The organism is Vibrio sp. Isolate25, from assembly GCF_022398025.1.
Taxonomy (GTDB): Bacteria; Pseudomonadota; Gammaproteobacteria; order Enterobacterales; family Vibrionaceae; genus Vibrio; species Vibrio coralliilyticus_A.
The window spans coordinates 45,876-63,547 of record NZ_JAKEUT010000005.1 but is presented as its reverse complement, the minus strand read 5'-3'; the positions used below and the strand labels follow the sequence as shown (position 1 = coordinate 63,547).

General features: G+C 44.7%; 18 protein-coding genes. 16 read left to right on the top strand and 2 right to left on the bottom strand.

Annotated elements, in window-relative coordinates; genetic code table 11:
- Nucleotides 1-11 precede the first annotated feature (11 nt).
- The 4 genes from nirD to L1D15_RS12570 all read left to right on the top strand — a co-directional run bounded on the left by nirD (nucleotide 12) and on the right by L1D15_RS12570 (nucleotide 2,765).
- On the top strand, nucleotides 12-335 hold the full coding sequence (nirD, locus tag L1D15_RS12585) for a nitrite reductase small subunit NirD (protein WP_239875939.1): 324 nt from the start codon (nucleotides 12-14) through the stop codon (nucleotides 333-335).
- A 118-nt stretch (nucleotides 336-453) separates the two neighbouring features.
- Nucleotides 454-1,302, top strand: a complete 849-nt coding sequence (locus L1D15_RS12580; RefSeq protein WP_239875937.1) for a formate/nitrite transporter family protein — start codon at nucleotides 454-456, stop codon at nucleotides 1,300-1,302.
- Nucleotides 1,303-1,426: 124 nt separating this feature from the next.
- Entirely contained in the window at nucleotides 1,427-2,185 is a 759-nt protein-coding gene (cobA, locus tag L1D15_RS12575; protein WP_239875936.1) for a uroporphyrinogen-III C-methyltransferase, read from the top strand.
- A gap of 97 nt (nucleotides 2,186-2,282) precedes the next feature.
- Nucleotides 2,283-2,765, top strand: coding sequence for an NYN domain-containing protein (locus tag L1D15_RS12570; RefSeq protein WP_006962420.1), 483 nt, complete (start codon nucleotides 2,283-2,285; stop codon nucleotides 2,763-2,765).
- On the opposite strand, the gene L1D15_RS12565 is transcribed toward L1D15_RS12570, so the two are convergent.
- Nucleotides 2,745-2,942, bottom strand: coding sequence for a DUF2986 domain-containing protein (locus L1D15_RS12565; RefSeq protein ID WP_239866294.1), 198 nt, complete (start codon nucleotides 2,940-2,942; stop codon nucleotides 2,745-2,747). The genes L1D15_RS12570 and L1D15_RS12565 overlap by 21 nt on opposite strands.
- A 600-nt stretch (nucleotides 2,943-3,542) precedes the next feature.
- Between L1D15_RS12565 and L1D15_RS12560 the strand changes: the two genes are divergently transcribed.
- The 7 genes from L1D15_RS12560 to L1D15_RS12530 all read left to right on the top strand — a co-directional run bounded on the left by L1D15_RS12560 (nucleotide 3,543) and on the right by L1D15_RS12530 (nucleotide 11,057).
- Nucleotides 3,543-4,262, top strand: a complete 720-nt coding sequence (locus L1D15_RS12560; protein ID WP_239875935.1) for a response regulator — start codon at nucleotides 3,543-3,545, stop codon at nucleotides 4,260-4,262.
- Nucleotides 4,263-4,280: 18 nt separating this feature from the next.
- Nucleotides 4,281-5,588 (top strand): ATP-binding protein, encoded by a 1,308-nt coding sequence (locus tag L1D15_RS12555; RefSeq protein ID WP_239875933.1) that lies wholly within the window; start codon nucleotides 4,281-4,283, stop codon nucleotides 5,586-5,588.
- A gap of 82 nt (nucleotides 5,589-5,670) precedes the next feature.
- A complete protein-coding gene (ompV, locus tag L1D15_RS12550; protein WP_239876100.1) occupies nucleotides 5,671-6,447 on the top strand; it encodes an outer membrane protein OmpV in 777 nt (258 codons plus the stop codon).
- A gap of 91 nt (nucleotides 6,448-6,538) precedes the next feature.
- Nucleotides 6,539-7,450: a VirK/YbjX family protein gene (locus L1D15_RS12545; RefSeq protein WP_239876099.1), complete on the top strand. Its 912-nt coding sequence runs from the start codon at nucleotides 6,539-6,541 to the stop codon at nucleotides 7,448-7,450.
- A 165-nt stretch (nucleotides 7,451-7,615) separates the two neighbouring features.
- Nucleotides 7,616-8,548 carry a LysR family transcriptional regulator gene (locus L1D15_RS12540; protein ID WP_239875931.1) on the top strand — a complete coding sequence of 311 codons (933 nt, stop codon included), beginning with the start codon at nucleotides 7,616-7,618 and terminating at the stop codon, nucleotides 8,546-8,548.
- Nucleotides 8,549-8,694: 146 nt separating this feature from the next.
- A complete protein-coding gene (locus L1D15_RS12535; RefSeq protein ID WP_239875929.1) occupies nucleotides 8,695-9,798 on the top strand; it encodes a sugar diacid recognition domain-containing protein in 1,104 nt (367 codons plus the stop codon).
- A 122-nt stretch (nucleotides 9,799-9,920) separates the two neighbouring features.
- Nucleotides 9,921-11,057: a glycerate kinase gene (locus L1D15_RS12530; protein WP_239875928.1), complete on the top strand. Its 1,137-nt coding sequence runs from the start codon at nucleotides 9,921-9,923 to the stop codon at nucleotides 11,055-11,057.
- 36 nt (nucleotides 11,058-11,093) lie between these two features.
- Here the strand turns inward: L1D15_RS12530 and L1D15_RS12525 are convergent, their stop codons facing one another.
- The gene (locus L1D15_RS12525) at nucleotides 11,094-11,807 is read right to left on the bottom strand and encodes a 4'-phosphopantetheinyl transferase superfamily protein (protein WP_239875926.1); all 714 of its coding nucleotides are present in this window, start codon (nucleotides 11,805-11,807) and stop codon (nucleotides 11,094-11,096) included.
- Nucleotides 11,808-11,983: 176 nt separating this feature from the next.
- Here L1D15_RS12525 and L1D15_RS12520 point away from each other — a divergent pair, with 176 nt between their 5' ends.
- From L1D15_RS12520 to L1D15_RS12500, 5 genes are all read left to right on the top strand, one after another.
- Nucleotides 11,984-12,748: an ABC transporter ATP-binding protein gene (locus tag L1D15_RS12520; RefSeq protein WP_239875924.1), complete on the top strand. Its 765-nt coding sequence runs from the start codon at nucleotides 11,984-11,986 to the stop codon at nucleotides 12,746-12,748.
- On the top strand, nucleotides 12,742-13,623 hold the full coding sequence (locus tag L1D15_RS12515; protein WP_239875922.1) for an iron-siderophore ABC transporter substrate-binding protein: 882 nt from the start codon (nucleotides 12,742-12,744) through the stop codon (nucleotides 13,621-13,623). Before L1D15_RS12520 ends, L1D15_RS12515 begins: the two co-directional genes overlap by 7 nt.
- Nucleotides 13,620-15,596, top strand: coding sequence for a Fe(3+)-hydroxamate ABC transporter permease FhuB (fhuB, locus tag L1D15_RS12510; RefSeq protein WP_275658379.1), 1,977 nt, complete (start codon nucleotides 13,620-13,622; stop codon nucleotides 15,594-15,596). The genes L1D15_RS12515 and fhuB overlap by 4 nt, the downstream gene beginning before the upstream one ends.
- A 100-nt stretch (nucleotides 15,597-15,696) precedes the next feature.
- Entirely contained in the window at nucleotides 15,697-17,352 is a 1,656-nt protein-coding gene (locus L1D15_RS12505) for a multidrug ABC transporter permease/ATP-binding protein (RefSeq protein ID WP_239875920.1), read from the top strand.
- Between the two features lie 57 nt (nucleotides 17,353-17,409).
- On the top strand, nucleotides 17,410-17,613 hold the full coding sequence (locus L1D15_RS12500; RefSeq protein WP_006962378.1) for an MbtH family NRPS accessory protein: 204 nt from the start codon (nucleotides 17,410-17,412) through the stop codon (nucleotides 17,611-17,613).
- Nucleotides 17,614-17,672: the final 59 nt, after the last annotated feature.

The following is a 17,672-nucleotide window of genomic DNA, read 5'->3' as shown; positions in this document are numbered from 1 at the left end:
GAGACGACATCATGGCATTTACAAAAGTATGCAGTATTGAAGATATCATCCCGGGCACTGGCGTGTGTGCGTTGGTTTCTGGGGAGCAGATTGCCATTTTTCGCCCTTCCCATGCTGAAGAAGTGATGGCAATTAGCAACACCGATCCATTCTATCAGTCGAATGTGCTTTCTCGTGGATTGATCGTCGAGCACAACCAAGAGTTGTGGGTCGCTAGCCCACTGAAAAAGCAGCGTTTTAACCTATCAACGGGTGTATGTATGGAAGATGAACAGTTCAGTGTTAAAGCATACAAAACACGGGTTGTTAAAGGGCAGGTTGAAGTATCGGCTTAGCAAGGCATTAAACGAGATTTAATAGCTTAAAGGTTTGTTGCTTTCCTTTTGGGAACAGGTAAAGCAACGAACCTTTCACTATTCAATTTTAACTTTCAATTTTAATAAGGACGCAGCTATGTCTTCTGCATTAAAACCTGCCGAATTCGTACAAACTATGATCGATGTTGGCGAAGCGAAAACTAAAACCAGTACACGTGATTTGGTTTTACGCGGCACAATGGCGGGTATTATCTTATCTTTGGCCGTTGTGGTTGCCATTACAACTATTGTACAGACAGGTATTGGTATTGTCGGTGCGCTAGTGTTTCCAGTTGGCTTCTGTATTCTCAGCCTGATGGGCTACGATTTGGTCACTGGTGTTTTTGGCCTCGCACCTCTTGCCAAGTTTGACAACCGACCAGGTATCACTTGGCACCGCGTTTTCCGTTGTTGGAGCTGGGTTGGCCTAGGTAATTTGATCGGCTCTCTGATTGTCGCTTATCTGGTTGCTATCTCTCTAACAGGTAACTTCACGTTGGACCCGAATGCAGTAGTTAAGAAATTTATCGCGGTATCAACAGCACGTACAGTTGGCTTTGAAAATATGGGAATGGACGGATGGATTACCTGTTTTGTCCGTGGCATTTTCTGTAACCTGATGGTTTGCCTTGGTGTGATTGGTAATATGACGGCTCGCAGTGTGGCTGGCAAGATCGCAGCCATGTGGTTACCGATTTTCATCTTCTTTGCCTTGGTGTTTGAGCATACTGTTGTGAACATGTTCTTGTTCCCACTGGGTATGATTCTTGGTGCCGATTTTGGTATTGCAACTTGGCTGAACTTCAACCTTATCCCAACGATTCTGGGTAACATTGTCGGTGGCTTGTTGTTCACTTGTATTCCTCTTTACCTGACTCACGCGAAAACTGCCCCTGCCATTGATTCTGAGCAGGAAGTTAAAGCTAAGCCAGTAATGGCGAAATAAGTTGATACGGCCCCATGACATACCGTGGGGCTTTTTAGAGCTATTGTGAGTTTGGCAATAAAAAGTCGCGATTGATGATTGAGTGCTACTTCTTATATCCAAATTTGAATCAACAGGCCCAGCTATGACTACTCATCCCAATTCTTCTCCAAAATGCGGTTTTGTTTCTCTTGTGGGCGCAGGCCCTGGAGACCCAGATTTACTGACCGTGAAAGGCTATCGAGTAATACAGCAAGCAGAAGTGATTGTTTATGATCGCCTTGTCTCTAAAGAAATATTGGCGTTAGCCAATCCTCAAGCTGAGATGGTTTATGTCGGCAAGAAGTTGGATTTTCATTGCGTGCCTCAGGATCAAATCAACCAGATTTTGGTGGAAAAAGCACTGGCAGGAAAACGTGTTGTTCGGCTCAAGGGTGGGGACTCATTTATTTTTGGTCGTGGTGGTGAAGAGCTGGAAGAGTTGGCTGTCCACGGAATTCACTTTGAAGTGGTACCGGGAATAACAGCGGCAGCTGGCGCGACTGCTTACGCTGGCATTCCGTTGACACACCGTGACCACGCTCAGAGCGTTCAGTTTATTACGGGGCATGTGCAAAAAGATGGTCGAGAAATTGAATGGCAATCACTGGCCCAATCTAACAACACACTGGTATTTTATATGGGTCTAAAGCAGAGCCAGCGAATTACCACCAAGCTTATCGAAAATGGTCTGGATGAACAGATATCTTGCGCCATTATTGAAAACGGAACACGCAGCGAACAGCGTGTATTCACTGGGCCACTAAAAGACTTACCCAAGCTGGCAGAGGGAGCAGTCAGCCCTGCACTTATTGTTGTTGGTAGCGTGACCTCGCTGCACGATAAGCTGAAATGGTTTAATTAAAGAGTCTTTGCCTTTCGCATCAGAATCCATAGAAAACCAACTGCTTGAGTTCAATAACTGTTACTATGCCTGCGTTATTGATTAAACAGGATTCCTGATGGAAAAAGTCGCCATTTTCGTTGATGTCCAGAACATCTACTACACAACACGAGAAAAGTACCGTGCAAACTTTGACTACAATGAGTTTTGGTACGTTGCAACGGAAGGTCGAGACGTCACTGAGGCTCATGCGTATGCGATTGCTTCACATGACCCGAAACAAAGACAGTTTCATCATATCCTTCGCGGTATTGGCTTTAACGTTAAACTGAAGCCATTTATTCAACGACAAGATGGCAGCGCCAAAGGCGATTGGGATGTGGGTATTGCTTTGGATGTGTACGAAGCTGCCAGCAAGGTTGACCGAGTCATTCTGTTATCTGGAGATGGTGACTTTGACGTGTTAGTCAAACGAGTCCAGGAAAGGTTTGGTACCAAAGTGGATGTGTTTGGTGTGCCGGGCCTTAGCGCACAGTCACTAATCGACGTGTGCGATAAGTTCATCCCGATTGAAGAAGAATTATTGCTCAGACGAACCTGAGTCTGCGCTTTGTTCATTTTCCGCTTGTGCAGCGGCTTGCTGCTCTTTTTCTTCTGCTTCAAGCTTCGCTCGTTCCGCTTTAGAAATGTAGCGAGGTTTGTTGCTTTTATGTAGCTTCGCGTTTTGCTTCTTCTGTTTCGATTTTAGGATCTGGTTAATTTTCTTCTTACGGTTCATCACTGTCGCCCAGTATTCAGAGGGGCGCGCATAGTAACAGACTTTGTTTGACTCTTCATCTTTCCTATTTGGATACGTGGCCCCACTGGTTCATCTGATCTGTTTTGGCATGGGGTTTATTAAAATAGGTGGGGAAAGGGAATGAAAGCTCAAAAAAACGGGGGCGAGAAGGGCCCCCAAAAAAACACACAGCTAATCACGTCTTAATGTCCAAGCTAGCTCTGTAGGGAATGAAGTAACAACAAACTACAGGACGCCGTAAGTGAGCAATTTACTGTTACTTCGCACAATTCACCCTACCGATTTGTTGCGATGAATATTAGTCATTAAGGATGATTTATGCTTTTTAGAAAGTTAGCGCTTTAAAATTAAACTCAAAGTAGCGCTGTTTAGAAGGAAAATTAGCCTTCATTTAAGCTTCCACTAACCTAATTTCAAACGTATGGCTTATGTTGTATCTGTCTATATGAATCAAGGCCTGTCTCATAATTGAACTGTGTTCAAAATAAGTTTGTTAAGCGCACTTTTGATAAGTGCAACTTTGATAGCCTTGCGCTAATATTATCTCACCTCAAATTTCAGAATTCTGGTAAATGGTTGATGAGCTCTTTGCAATCCCTATTTATAGTTGAAGACGATGTAAAGCTACGTTCTATGTTGGAAGAATACTTCGTTAAACAAGATTTTGATGTCACGACTTTTGAAGATGGAAGTAGCGCTATTGATGCAATTGTCGAGCGACAACCTGATTTATTATTGCTTGATCTGATGCTGCCGGGAATGGACGGCCTGACAATTTGTAGACAGATTCGAGCGAAATACTCCGGTAAAGTATTAATGTTGACAGCAAGTGATGATGATTTTGACCATGTTGCGGCGCTTGAAATCGGTGCGGATGACTTTGTGAGTAAACCAATCAAGCCACGTGTCTTACTTGCCCGAATGCGTATGTTACTGCGACGAGCCCCTATTGGAGAATCAACAACAGAGAGTGAGTCAAAACTGGCGAATACCTTGACTTATGGTCAGTTAAGCCTGAATCATGCGCGTAAGATCTGCACGTTAGCAGGCAGCCAAGTCAGTATGTCTGACAGTGATTTTGATCTGTTGTGGATATTGGCCAGCTCACCAGACGAAGTGCTATCACGTGATGTCCTGACTCAGAGATTACGTGGTATTGAGTATGATGGTTTAGATCGTACGGTTGACAACAAAGTGGTGAGTTTAAGAAAAAAACTCGGTGATAACTCTGCCACACCGAAACGCATCATCACTGTTAGAGGCAAAGGTTACTTGTTCGTACCAGATAGCTGGTCATAAATTTGAGGGTAAGGGTGTATGCGCCGAATTTACATTGAGGCATTTTTCGGATTATTGGTGCTGTTCACCCTAAGTTTGTTTGCGTATGAAATCATAATCTATCAATTGAACACAGATTATGACTTTGTTTTAGAAGACCTAGAAGGAGCTGCATTTAGAGAGGTGTTGATGACGATTTCAGACCATCAGGGCAAGGAGAATGCCTTGGCCGTTTTGAAAGAATTCATCGATAATACCGCAAAAACTTTGACTGTTTTTCCTAGCTCTGATGTGCCTGACGAAGTAAAAAACTACTTCGACAATGATCGTATTCACCCATTCACTTTCTACGATGGTGAGCGTGACTTTTGGTTCATGCTGTCGTCTCCTGATGTTATTTATAGAGTTCAACCTGATGTGGAGTCCGATCTTCGTAAAGCCATTGAATTTGACGATGACATTCTCTGGGGGTTTATTTTAGGCGGCTTTTTTATCTACACCTCTGGATTGATCTGGTTCCTAAGCCGGCGAGTCCGTACTCTTGAGGAGGCGACGATGAAGTTCGCACAAGGGGACTTTAACTCAAGAGCGCCAACAGGCAGTCGATATCGAGTAGGATCGCTGAACGACAGTTTCAACTATATGGCAGATAAAATATCCGATCTGATTACCAGTAACCGTTCACTGACAAATTCTGTTGCTCATGACTTAAGAACTCCCGTTTTTCGTATTCAATGGCAGGCTGAAATGCTTCAAGACGAGAGCCTCACTCAAGATCAACATGAAAAGGTTGCCAGTATTATTGAAGACACGGAAGAGATGGAGCAAATGGTTGATGAGCTTCTCTACTTCGCTAAAGTTGAGCGTCCGGACTCAGTGCTTAACATTGAAGCAATTGATCTCAACCAATTTATGCATGCGCTGACCAATAAACTGCCCGATGTAAAAGCTGAGATGGTTAAAGTAGAAGTTGAGCACAGCTTATTCATTGAAGGCGATAGTGCGTTGCTTAAGCGTGCTATTAATAACCTGTTGTCTAATGCGCTGCGCTATGCCGAACAGAAGATACGCCTTTCCGCCATGTTAGAGAACGATGCCGTTTTGATCATTGTCGAAGATGACGGTCCAGGTATTCCTACTGATCATTGGAATTTCATCTTTGATCCATTTTATAGTGCGGACCCTTCTCGAAATAAGACCAATACAGGGTTTGGCTTGGGGTTAGCGATCGTAAAATTGATCATTGAACGCCATGGTGGACACGCAGAAGTGGGGGCTAGTATGTTAGGTGGAGCCAAGTTTGTATTACGTTTACCTCGTTTGTCAGAGGAATCTGACAAACGATGACAAACGTAATACAAAGTCAATATATTGTCAGTTTGAATTGTTTTGTACAGTGTTCATAACAAGTTAACACAAGGACAAAATGATGAAAAAATTGACCATTCTAATCTCCACGCTTGTTGCTGCGACTGCGGCACATGCAGCAGGCGATACTTACATTCGCAACGGTAATATCTATACCAAGGAAAATAGTTGGATTGCTGAGTTAGGTGTTGCTGGCGTTAGTGACCTTTACAAGGACCAAAAACATAATGCGACGCTTCTTGGTAACTTTGGTTACCAAGGCGAAGACTTCAATGCGAGCCTGCAAGGGGTCAACTACCGATTCCTTGGGAATACCGGTGACATGTTCAATATGAGTGGTTACTTGGGTACTTCTGGCTTGATGTATGACCATGACACCTCTGACTTCCTAAAGGGGATGGATAAGCGCAAAGCGAGTTTGGATTTGGGTATTAATGCTGATTTCCACTTATCTCAAGGTACCATCTCTACTTACGCTCAGCATGACGTGACGGATACTTATGATGGTTACCTTGCAGGTGTCACTTACTTCTTACCTATGAGTGTAGGACGCATGGACCTTGTTCCATTTGCGGGCTTAACTTATCAGAGCAAAGACTACGTCGATTACTATTTTGGTGTTAAAGATAAAGAAGCGACTCAAACACGTAAGGCGTATAAAGGAAGTGGCGATGTCTCTTATAACCTAGGTTATAAACTGATCATGCCAATTAATGACAGTTGGGAAGTTACCCAAACGACAGCTTACACTCGCCTAGGTGACAATATCTCAGACTCTCCGGTTGTTGATAGTGCTAATCAATGGATGGTGGGTGCAACCGTCGCTTATCACTTCTAATCAAAAGTTCCGCTCGAAGCCTGACTGTATTAGTCAGGCTTACATACCTTCGTTCTTCAAGTCCCACACCATTCTGAATTTAAGTGAAACCATGCTGTCCGATTATTTTACTTTTATACGATCTCTGCCGCTTGTCGCACAGAGGGTTTATCCTGAAATCCATGGTTTAAAGAAAGTCCGATATAACGTTCGTTTCTGTTTGTGGTCAATGTTAAAACCCAATGCGCTTAAACAAATGCAGCGGTTATTTGAACACCCTGACTTTCGTCCAATTACAGAGACAAATCCAAGGATGTTTGAAAAGCCTCTAAAGCCATTTGTTTGTCTACAGTGGCGCCCTAAGCAACGCGCCATAAAAATATATGAGCATTTTCAGACGCTACACCAAATGTACGGACGCGCATTCCTCGATTTTTACTCGGAAGCAGGGTGGTGGTTGCTGGATGTTCAGGATTGCAGTCTTATACTGTGTGCGGGTCCAGAAAGGGAAGGGTCTTTGGCTTTGAAGTTGGTCGATGAAAATAAACAGGATTTATTTACTTTAGCCTTCAATATCTCTTCGTCACCAAAACGAGAAATCCACATTGGAGCCTTGCAAGGACCAGGCGATCATATCACTGGTCGTGGTGAAATTATTAAAAGCCTGACGCGCGGAATGCATGGGCTTCGCCCCAAAGCGCTTATGCTAGAGGTACTTCTGATGCTTGCACGTGAGTGGGGTGTTGAATCGGTTTATGGTATTACCAACAAAGGCCATGTCTACCAAGCACTAAGGTATACGGGCTCTAAGCGCTCAAGCATCACGTATAACTATTCTGAATTGTGGGCAGAATATGGTGGTGTAGAGGTATCAAAATATTTGTATCAAATACCTCTTTGTCCTGCTCGTAAAGATCCAAGTTCATTGAAAAAAGCCAAGCGACGCCTTTACACAAAACGTTACGCTTGGCTTGAAGAGATGCAAAAAACAATTCGAATACGCCTAGATGAATTGTTGGGCTGAACATCGATATAGAAAGTGTTTTCACGTGGTTTAAGAGGTTGGCCATCATTCATTTTTTCACTTTATCGGGCGATGAGTGCATTTTATTTGTTTGCTATTAATTGATAATTGAGTGAAAGTAAAACTTATAATTTAGCTATCCCGAACAATGGTGTGAAAAGGTATATGGATAAACTAGCGGATATGGAATTGTTCACTCTGATTGTCAAACATCAAGGGTTGGCAAGTGCCGGCAGAGAGCTTGGATTATCACCTGCCACCGTAACAGCAAGGTTACAAGGGCTTGAGGAGCGACACGGTGTTAAACTCCTCAATCGCAGTACGCGACATATCGCGCTGACAGATTCAGGCCTCAGCTATTACGAGTCGTGTGTACAGATTTTAGAAAGCGTCCGTGAAGCAGAAGCGAAATTGCAGAACACCGCTGTTCAAATAGAGGGGCAAATACGAATTTCAGCACCTAAAGATATTGGGAAGCAATTTGTGATGCCAGTTATCGATACCTTTCAGCGGCTATATCCCAAAGTTGTGCCTCATCTATTACTGCATGATAATTTATCTAGCTTGTCGGAAAGTAACCTTGATCTTCAGATACGTTATGGTTCTCCTCCCGACAGTGGCATGATTGCCAGAAAGCTAGCAGTGAGTGAACGTGTTTTGGTCGCATCACCCGCTTATATTGACTGCCATGGTCGGCCCAATTCTCCTGAACAACTCCAAACACACCAAGGCTTATCTCTGCTGAGAAATGAGCAAGAGATGAAGCTGTGGTACTTTCAGCACAGAGAGTCTAAGAGTAATTCATCCCAGCAAGTGTGGAGTTTTCGCTGTTCAGATGATGGTGAGGTAATACGTCATTGGGCTAGGGAAGGAATGGGAATTGCGCTTAAATCAAGGTTAGATGTTGAGACTGATATAAAAATGGGTGCATTGCAGGTGTTATTACCAGGTTTTCGCGTCGACTTTAAGCCCATTTCTTCAATGAATGACTCTGAGCTTTATGCCGTCTACCGTGACCGTAAATATCAACCTAAACGTCTCAAACTGTTTTTGGAGCACTTGATCGCTGCTTTTTCTGCTGAAGTGGATGCTTCATGAGCCATTGGTTAAATTGATGCCACTGGTATATGTTTCATTTTCTTCTATTGTCACTTTTATGCAAAACAATGAAAATCTTGTAGGAGCAGGAGTAGAGATCTGTCAGACTCTCTAAAGTTTAAAAATCAAAGAGTTCAGGGAAGATCATGTTAGATGCTCAGCTTGCTCAACGAATTGTTGATCGCACAATGCCGATTATTGGTCACAACATTAACGTAATGAACAATGCTGGTATGGTCGTCGCGAGTGGAGAGAAATCACGCATTGGCCAGACCCATGACGGGGCATTGCTAGCGTTAAACCGAAAAGCGTCAGTTGAAGTCTCTTCAGAAGACTGCAAACTCTTATCTGGGGTTAAACCCGGTGTTAACCTGTTACTGAAGCATAAGAATGCGATCCTTGGTGTGGTGGGGATTACAGGGGATCCTAGTGAGATTCGTGGTGTAGCTGAACTTGTGGCAATGACGGCTGAGCTGATTATTGATCAAGCTGACCTGCTGGAAAAAGTTCAACGTGACAGGCGATATAAAGATGAATTTATCCTAGCCTGTTTAACAGGGCGTTTGACTCCATCGGAAATGCGCGATGGTGCTGAACAAATATCAGTGAATCCGAGTGATTCATGGGAGCTACTGCTGGTCGAGATGCCAAATCAAGATAGCTCAACCACAACTCTTACTGAGCATCTGTACCAAAAGTCGGGACATCATCTCTGCGCTCATTTGTCTGCTCGCCATTTAGTTATATTTGTTCCAACTGAACAGCCTTTGAGCGTAGGCAAAGTGAACGAGTGGCTTCATTGGTTAGAGCAAATACCATGTCGAAATCTAAAGATCTCAACGGGAAAGTTTGCCCACAGTCTAGATGAATGGCAAACCGCGTATCACTCAGCACTTCAGGTAATGAAAATAGGCAAAGCGGCTCGCCCTAAGAATGCGGTTTATCTTCTTGAAGAGTATCAGTTGCCAGTTTTATTAGCACCGTTGCATGGTACTTGGCAGGGAGAGCAACTGTCACAAATGATAGCAACCTTGACCGAGCATGATAAATCAGGCCAGCTTGTCGCGACCTTGGAGGCCTACTTTGATGCTAATGGCAGCGCAAATGATACGGCTTCCAAATTGTTTATCCATCGAAATACTCTGAAATACCGTTTGGACAAGATCACTGAAATCACCGGATTTGAGACAACAGATTTCTCTCATATGGCGCAGCTTTATCTGGCTATTCAACTTGGTAAGCTTAGTTAAATTGTGCAAATATACAATAATTAAGTTTTATTTAGCTTGTGTTTTGTTAGTTTGCACAATGTTGTGGCTCTTGTTTTGTTCCATAATGTCTACAGTGATTCAGTGGAAAGGAATAGGCCAATATGAAGATTGTTATCGCTCCAGACTCATTTAAAGAAAGTTTATCCGCAATAGAAGTTGCTCAGTCAATCCAGACAGGGTTGGAAAAAGTATGGCCTAATGCTGAGTTTGTCAAAGTGCCAGTTGCCGATGGTGGGGAAGGGACGGTTCAGTCTTTAATTGATGCTAGTGCTGGGAAGAAAGTCTTCACTGAGGTAACAGGACCATTAGGTCAACCAGTGCAAGCTTTCTATGGTGTTTTGGGTGACAGCAAAACCGCTGTGATCGAAATGGCTGAAGCAAGTGGTTTACACCTTGTCCCAGCAGAAAGACGAGACCCTAAGATCACAACTAGCTTTGGAACTGGGGAGCTGATTAAGCACGCGTTAAATCAAGGTGTAACTAAGCTAATTGTCGGATTGGGTGGCAGCGCGACTAATGACGCTGGCGCTGGGATGCTTGCCGCATTAGGTGTTACTTTCTTAGATAAAACAGGCGAAGAGTTTGTGCCTGTTGGCGGTGCAAGCCTAGCAAACCTAGAAAGTGTTGATACTTCCAATCTGGATCCGCGGCTACGACAATGTGAAGTGGTCGTCGCATGTGATGTAGATAACCCTCTTTGTGGTGATAAAGGTGCATCTGCTGTCTTTGGACCACAAAAAGGGGCAAATGAGCAAGAAGTGGCCTTGCTGGATCAATCTTTAGAGATTTTTGGCCAAGTAACGGAAAAAAGTGCTGGCGTTGCTGTGCTTACTGCGGCTGGTGCCGGTGCGGCTGGTGGAATGGGCGCTGCTTTACTTGGCTACGCTAATGCAGTGTTAAAGCCGGGTATAGAGATTGTTCTGGATACGGTTGAGCTAGAGTCGAAACTGATGGGTGCGAATTTAGTGATCACTGGTGAAGGTAAAATTGATGACCAAACGGTTCATGGCAAAACTCCCGTAGGGGTATCAAAGCTAGCTAAGCAATTTGATCTTCCTGTTATTGCGATTGCGGGCTGCACAGGGAATAATTTCCAAGCGGTCTATGAGCATGGTATTGATGCTGTCTATGCCTGTTTACCTAGGCCAATGTCGCTGCAAGAAGCATTTGATGAAGCCGCTACTAACCTAGCCAACGTTGCAGAAAACGTAGCTCGGACTTATCAGATCAGTCATTAGGTTCAGCGAATACGGCAGTGGATAGCACTGCCGTCTTTATACGGCCACTTTAGATAGACAAATCACACACTGTTGATACCACGTATAGTGACTCTCCAAAGTCCTAGAAATTCCCTTCGAAATCAGATATTGGTTCGATTCGAACCTTAAACTATTTTCACCACTTTTCACTAAACGAATGACATCGAACTCAAGGATTTCCTGAACTTGAGGGTAGATAGCTTTGTAGAGTGACTCTTTCGCTGAAAACAATAATGTGACCGCTTCATTTCGACTTAGACCTGTTTGAACAAGCAAGTCTATTTCCTCTTCTCTCGCAATAAAAGCCTGAGTATCATGTACTTCCTGATCTGAAAGAACACGTTGGATATCCACGCCTAGGTGATGATCCGCTAGTTTTGTCTTCCTCTCTACGACGGCAAGCGCGTAGTTTTCACAGTGAGAAATTGAGCCAGTCAAGTGAGATGGGAAATTGGGAGAGCGATCTAAATTTATGCCTATCTTGTGCGACTCACCAAGAAGTGCCATGGCGTTTTCAGCTGCAGTGCGGCCTGCGACAAATTCAGCCTGACGTGAAAAATGTGCCTTTCGTATTGAATTGGGCAGAACACGAATTGAATAAAGTGATTTGGTAAACAGAGACTTATCGTATGAAACCATGCAAACAACCAGTTCCATTTGATTAACAGTAAATGGCAGGTGTGGAAGACTTTGAAGCCAATTTTGTTCGCTTTTAATCAGAGTGTTCATTTCTTAAATCTTTAAGCTTAACCCTTATAAAATAGGGGGTACCATATCATTTGTGAATAGTATTGCAAATGAAAATGGTTTGCATTTATCTATTTACTGTTATATAAATCCCACCTTGTTAATTGATAGTTTTTATTGATTAACCCTATGTAAAAAGAGAGTTTAAGGGAAATAATATGCTCGAAGCTAGAAAACTAGCATTTAGCGTTGGCAACAGAAACTTGTTGTCAGATTTTGATATGAATTTTGAGCCTGGCAAGATTTATGCGCTTGTCGGTCACAACGGCTCAGGTAAATCAACGTTACTTAAACTTCTCGCACAGCAGCAAAATGCCACCAGCGGAGATGTCTTGCTACAAGGCAAATCAGTTTCCGATTGGTCAGATAAGAAATTCGCTCAGCAAATCGCCTATCTTCCTCAGCATTTACCACCTACCGATAGCCTTTCAGGAAAAGACCTAGTGAGTTTTGGACGCTACCCGTGGCACGGCTTACTTGGACGTTTAGGTGCGAAAGATAAAGAGTTCATTCAACAAGCGATGCAGATGACAGATACAGAAAAGTATGCAGACCGCTTGGTTGATACTTTGTCAGGTGGTGAACGTCAGCGAGTGTGGTTAGCCATGCTTCTGGCTCAGAGAACTCAATATCTGCTTTTGGATGAGCCCTTGTCTGCTCTGGATATCGCTCACCAAGTAGAAATGCTTGAACTAATAAAGAAACTGGCCACTGAACTCGAATTAGGCGTTCTTATCGTGATACACGATATCAACATGGCCGCTCGTTTTTGCGACCACATAGTGGCACTTCATAGCGGGAAAATGATCGCTCAGGGCTCTGTTTCTGAAGTGTTTAACGAACAGCAGCTAAACGATATATATGGTATCGAAATGCAGATCACCGACCACGCTGCAGGTTACCCGGTTGCAATGCCATGCTAAACATCAAACGAATGACAATCGCTTGTCTTACTACGTTGACCGCAGTAATGCCTGCCATGGCTGGATCAGAGGTTTCACAAGATAAACTGCGAGTGATGTCGATTGACTGGTCTCAGACGGAAACCATGATCGCTCTTGGCGTTACGCCTGTGGCATCGGCTCAACAATCGGATTACAACGACTGGGTCAGAAATCCGAAAATACCGGATGAGACTGTGGACGTTGGTCTGCGCACTCAGCCTAACCTAGAAAGGTTATCTGAGCTAAACCTCGACACCATTTTCCTTTCTCCTCGTTTTGCTTCGCTGGAGACTCAGTTATCTCGTATTGCACCCGTAAAAATCCTTGGTCTGTATAAAGTGGGTGAGGTTAACTGGGAAGCCGTCACTGATTTCACACGCCGCATGGCAAAAGAGGTTAACGCTGATAAGCAAGCTGAACAGCTTATAGCCAATAGTGAAGCTGAATTGAATGACCTAAAAGCAACACTGCCTGACAACATAGCTCCAGTGCTTTTAGTGCAGTTTATGGATACCAAACATGTTCGAGTATTTGGTGAGAACAGCATCTATAAAGTGGCATTGGATCAGTTGGGCATTCAGAATGCTTGGGACAAAGCGACTAACGCTTGGGGTTTTGCCCTCACAGGCGTTGATAAGTTACAGGGTATCGATGCGCAGTTTATTGTCATTGAGCCTCTCCCGGCGGGTGTTAAGGAACATTTAACGCAAGATCAGTATTGGCAGTACTTGATTGAGCAAACGGGTCGTCCGGTAATCACTGTAAAACCGACATGGAGTTTTGGTGGTTTACCGTCAGCGATGCGTTTCGCTAATTTGGTCACCTCTGCACTGACTGAGGAGTTCACCCGATGAGAATCTTATCTTTGAGTCTTGTCGCGACACTCGCGGCATTTATGCTGACCATTGCAGGCTTTCAATTAAATGCTTCTGGCAATTTCTTAGCAGGCGTGAATAGCCTTTTCCAAGCAGACTGGATGTCGCCAGAATCGGTTAGATTGCATCTAACTTGGTGGCCTAGATTTTTCACGACGCTGATTGCAGGTGCGGCTTTGGCTGCTGCTGGTGTGCTGATGCAGCAAGTATTGCGTAACCCTTTGGCGTCACCTTCCACTTTGGGCGTGGCAAGTGGTGCTAGTTTTGCCCTGATGATGGCAACCTTGTATGCCCCTTGGTTAATGACGTTTTCTAAATCATTGATTGCTTTGCTAGGTGGCGTAGCGACAATGGCACTGGTGTTTGCCCTGTCATGGCGTCGCGCACTTTCACCGACAGTTGTGGTGGTGTCGGGTCTGGTGATTAACCTTTATTTCGGCGCTGTCAGCACAGTTCTGTTGATGATGAATCAGGATAAGCTGGCAGGCTTAATGATTTGGGGGGCGGGCTCACTTGTCCAAACCGGATGGTCAGATATTGCTTATCTCGCCCCAAGACTCGGGTTAGCGATTGGTATTTCATTTCTATTCGTTAAGCCGCTAACCTTGTTGGAATTATCTGAAGAAGGTGCGAAGAGCCTTGGCGTGTCTCTGGCGAAGTTGCGCGTAGTATGTCTTGGTCTTGCAGTGTTACTGACATCTTGGGTGGTTGCTAAAGTTGGCGTGATTGGCTTCGTAGGCCTCGCTGCCCCAGCGATTGCTCGCGCAACTGGTGTGCACCGTCTTGTCCCTAAGTTAATCGTCTCCATGCTGTTAGGTGGCTTACTAATAACGCTTACGGATCTGCTTATCCAGCAGCTCCCAGGTATTGCCGCTATGATTGTGCCAACTGGTGCCGCTACTGCTGCATTAGGTGCTCCTCTTTTATTGTGGTTACTGCCAAGGTTGTCGATGCGTAGTCAAACCCAGACGCAAACGGTCATGACACGTCATAGTGAGCAGGTGAAGAGCCTGAATCGTCATGCCATTGCATTGGTTACGCTCGTCATCCCAGCAGCTTTATTTATCTTTAGTACCATTTCAATCCAAAGCTCTGGCTGGCAGTGGCTAGTGTTCTCAGGCGAGTGGAACCTGCTTGAGTGGCGTTGGCCTAGGCTTGTTGCCGCCGCCTTGGCTGGTGTGATGTTGGCTACCGCAGGTACTGTGATCCAGCGTTTAAGTGGCAACCCAATGGCGAGCCCTGAAGTGATCGGCATCAGCTCGGGTACCGCTTTGGGTTTGATTATTGCCATGTTCTCTGGCATTGGCGTTAGTCTCGTTGGTTTGTATTTAGGTGGACTAGTGGGCGCAATGGCGTCGCTCTCCGTGATTGTTCTTTTGAACCGTAAGTCTGGGTTCCAACCTGAACGTGTGCTGCTGACCGGTGTCGCTATCACAGCTCTTATGAACGCAGTACAAAGTTTCGTATTGGCGGGCGGTGACCCTAGGAGCTACCAAGTCCTAGCTTGGCTTTCTGGCTCCACTTACTTTGTTACACAGGCGACCTTGCTTCCTTTAACTGTTGCGACTTTAGTGCTTGTAGGGGGCAGTTTTTTAACGGCGCGCTGGCTGGACATACTACCGTTGGGAGAGGCCAGTTCTCGAGCACTTGGAGTCAAAGTCGGGCAGGCGAGAGGTTTGCTATTACTGCTGGTGGCATTGCTGACAGTGAGTGCCACTCTCGTTGTTGGCCCATTGAGTTTTATCGGTTTGATGGCGCCGCATCTCGCTCGTTTGTTTGGTTTTAGTCGAGCTAGAGAGCACCTGATTTGTTCAGCGCTTGTCGGTATGGGACTAATGCTTTTCGCTGATTGGCTAGGGCGCCAAATGTTGTACCCACAAGAAATCCCGGCTGGTTTGGTGGCGTCTTTGATTGGCGGTATGTACCTGATGTGGGGACTTCGCAGACTTTAATTTTTTAGTCATGAGGGAGGCAATGCTCAGCTTTCCTCAATGCTGTTTTAAAATTTGTTGATAATGATAATCACAATAATAATTAATACATGGATTTGAGATGAAATTACTTTTTCAGTTGGCCCATAAACAACATAAAGCACTCGCTTTGGTTATCTTGTTGAGTGTAGCAAGTGCCTTTCTCAGTATTGGCGTGATTGCTTTTATTCAATATGAACTATTGAGTCAGACAACCAGTGTTCATAGCGCTATCTGGCAATTTGCTGGTTTACTGGTACTTTTGTTGATCACCGCAACCGTTGCGCAGGTGTCACTGCACAAGTTAGGTCACCAGTTCGTTTATTCGAAGCGCTGTCAATTGGTTAAGCAATTGATCAACACGGATATTGAACAAATAGAAGATGTCGGGAGTGCCGGGGTTCTGGCATCACTGAACACTGACATTCGTAACATTACTATTGCCTTCGTTACTTTGCCGGAAATGATTTATGGCTTGGTACTTACCGTAGTGGCATTATCCTATCTCGCGTTCCTCTCACTACCATTATTTGGTGTAAGCCTGCTGATGTTAGGCGCGACTGGTATTATTGGTTATGGACTGGTGACTCGAATCACTTTCCATGTACGTCAAGTTCGTGACTTTGAAGACAAGCTTTATCACGATTATCAGGCATTGATTGACGGTCGCAAAGAGCTATCACTTAACCCAAATCGTGCTCGTCGTTATTTCGAGGATGAGTTCAGCCCAAATGCTAAGGGTTATAGAGACGAAGTCACAAGAGCGGACATCTACAATGGTTTTGCAGCCAACATGGCTAACACGATTGTACTGGCACTGATTGGTCTCAACTTTTATCTGGCGTTGGGTTTAGGTTGGGCAAGTTTTGACGTCGCCTCTACCTTTGCTCTGGTCATTTTGTTTATGCGCATGCCGCTTATGGCGGCAGTCGGTGCGCTGCCAGGTCTTATTAGCGCCAATATTTCTATGCGCAAGCTTGAATCGCTCGATTTAAGTGGCAATGAAAACCTTGTTGAGGCTAATGAACAACCAGAAGTCTTTGAAGGCATCGATCTCCAGCAAGTGACGTATGAATACCGCGCGGATGGCGATGACCGTCCGTTTAAAGTTGGCCCGATCAATTTTAAAGCTTCGAAAGGTGAGATGATCTTCATCATTGGTGGTAATGGCAGCGGAAAATCAACGTTTGCTCGTTTACTGACCGGCCTTTATCGCCCGCATACAGGTAATGTTTTCTTGAACGGTCAACCTATGACTGAGCTCAACTGGCCTCACTATCGCCAGCAGTTTTCTACGGTGTTCAGTGACTTCTACTTGTTCCATCAGATAACCAATGGACAAGGTCAGGATGTTCCAGAGGCCGCTATCAAAGAGTGGATGGAGCGTCTGGAAATGAGCCACAAAGTGACTCAAGAGAATGGTCGCTTGTCGGATGTTCGTTATTCACAGGGGCAGCGTAAGCGTCTTGCGCTACTGATGGCCGTTGCTGAACAGCGAGGTTGCATGCTTCTCGACGAATGGGCGGCAGATCAGGACCCTCGCTTTAGAAAAGTCTTTTACCAACAGTTACTGCCTCTGCTTAAGGAGCGTGGCGTGACTGTAATCGCTATTACCCACGATGACCGTTACTTCGATGCGGCAGATCGCATTTTCAAAATGGACAGTGGGCAACTGACAGAACTGGATACTGCGGATAAATCACAAGCTCAACAAGCAGTAGAAAGTGTCGTCGCTTAACGAAACAACAATCCAGAAAATCAAAACAATAACAACAACGATCTAGTTGAGGATATTATGAGTATTGACAGCCCAAACACAGAATTTACCGTCGTTATCAACCCACAAGAACAGTACAGCATTTGGCCTACTTATCATCCAATTCCAAATGGATGGAAAGCCGTTGGTGTTACTGGCAACAAAGAAACTTGCCTTGCCCACATAAATGAAGTGTGGACTGACATGCGTCCGAAAAGCCTGCGAGAAGCGTTAGCTGAGTAACATCACTCGCTTTTGTTTAATTTTGGTACCTGCTGTTTAGGTACCTGACATTTAACAGT

Bases quoted from the DNA above. Each gene is read 5' to 3' on its own strand.
- nirD (WP_239875939.1), top strand. From the start codon at position 12: ATGGCATTTACAAAAGTATGCAGTATTGAAGATATCATCCCGGGCACT.
- L1D15_RS12580 (WP_239875937.1), top strand. From the start codon at position 454: ATGTCTTCTGCATTAAAACCTGCCGAATTCGTACAAACTATGATCGAT.
- cobA (WP_239875936.1), top strand. From the start codon at position 1,427: ATGACTACTCATCCCAATTCTTCTCCAAAATGCGGTTTTGTTTCTCTT.
- L1D15_RS12570 (WP_006962420.1), top strand. From the start codon at position 2,283: ATGGAAAAAGTCGCCATTTTCGTTGATGTCCAGAACATCTACTACACA.
- L1D15_RS12565 (WP_239866294.1), bottom strand. From the start codon at position 2,942: ATGAACCGTAAGAAGAAAATTAACCAGATCCTAAAATCGAAACAGAAG.
- L1D15_RS12560 (WP_239875935.1), top strand. From the start codon at position 3,543: ATGAGCTCTTTGCAATCCCTATTTATAGTTGAAGACGATGTAAAGCTA.
- L1D15_RS12555 (WP_239875933.1), top strand. From the start codon at position 4,281: ATGCGCCGAATTTACATTGAGGCATTTTTCGGATTATTGGTGCTGTTC.
- ompV (WP_239876100.1), top strand. From the start codon at position 5,671: ATGAAAAAATTGACCATTCTAATCTCCACGCTTGTTGCTGCGACTGCG.
- L1D15_RS12545 (WP_239876099.1), top strand. From the start codon at position 6,539: ATGCTGTCCGATTATTTTACTTTTATACGATCTCTGCCGCTTGTCGCA.
- L1D15_RS12540 (WP_239875931.1), top strand. From the start codon at position 7,616: ATGGATAAACTAGCGGATATGGAATTGTTCACTCTGATTGTCAAACAT.
- L1D15_RS12535 (WP_239875929.1), top strand. From the start codon at position 8,695: ATGTTAGATGCTCAGCTTGCTCAACGAATTGTTGATCGCACAATGCCG.
- L1D15_RS12530 (WP_239875928.1), top strand. From the start codon at position 9,921: ATGAAGATTGTTATCGCTCCAGACTCATTTAAAGAAAGTTTATCCGCA.
- L1D15_RS12525 (WP_239875926.1), bottom strand. From the start codon at position 11,807: ATGAACACTCTGATTAAAAGCGAACAAAATTGGCTTCAAAGTCTTCCA.
- L1D15_RS12520 (WP_239875924.1), top strand. From the start codon at position 11,984: ATGCTCGAAGCTAGAAAACTAGCATTTAGCGTTGGCAACAGAAACTTG.
- L1D15_RS12515 (WP_239875922.1), top strand. From the start codon at position 12,742: ATGCTAAACATCAAACGAATGACAATCGCTTGTCTTACTACGTTGACC.
- fhuB (WP_275658379.1), top strand. From the start codon at position 13,620: ATGAGAATCTTATCTTTGAGTCTTGTCGCGACACTCGCGGCATTTATG.
- L1D15_RS12505 (WP_239875920.1), top strand. From the start codon at position 15,697: ATGAAATTACTTTTTCAGTTGGCCCATAAACAACATAAAGCACTCGCT.
- L1D15_RS12500 (WP_006962378.1), top strand. From the start codon at position 17,410: ATGAGTATTGACAGCCCAAACACAGAATTTACCGTCGTTATCAACCCA.